Annotated in this window: 1 pseudogene; it reads right to left on the bottom strand. The window is 67.4% G+C overall.

Annotated features, from left to right (window positions below):
- Window positions 1–568 (bottom strand): annotated as a pseudogene (locus tag AB3X96_RS42585) (non-ribosomal peptide synthetase); the annotation flags it as partial.

The raw sequence follows: 568 nt of genomic DNA, 5'->3' as shown, positions 1-568 counted from the left end.
CCACACCGAGAAGCTCGGCCCAGATCTGTGCCAGCGTGATCTCGACCTCGCCTTGCGGCGCCTCATAGGCGCGATGCGCATACGCCTCATCGTCCGGCGCCGGCAGCGCCTTGCGATCGAGCTTGCCATTCACCGTCAGCGGCAGCGCCGCCAGCCGCACAAACGCCGCCGGCACCATGTAGTCCGGCAGGTGCGCACTTATGTGTGCGCGCAAGGCGCCGGCAAGTTCGCTTCCATCCAGCCCGTTCGAAGCTGCTTCAGGCGCACATACCACATAGGCCACCAGCCGCTTCTCGCCGGCACCGTCCTGCTGCGCCACCACCACCGCATCGCGCACCCAGGCATGCTCGATGAGCCGCGCCGCAATCTCCCCCGGCTCGATGCGGAAGCCGCGGATCTTCACCTGGTCATCGTTGCGGCCCAAAAACTCAAGATTGCCGTCCGGCAGATAGCGCGCCAGATCGCCAGTGCGGTACAGCCGGTCGCCCTCGACAAAGGGACTGCCGATGAACCGCTCCGCGGTCAGCTCGGGCCGGTTCAGATAACCGCGCGCCACCCCCGCCCCGCC

This window comes from Paraburkholderia sp. BR13439 (assembly GCF_040948805.1).
Lineage (GTDB): Bacteria > Pseudomonadota > Gammaproteobacteria > Burkholderiales > Burkholderiaceae > Paraburkholderia > Paraburkholderia youngii.
The sequence above is the reverse complement of the archived record's forward strand: the minus strand, read 5'-3'. Positions and strand labels throughout refer to the sequence as shown.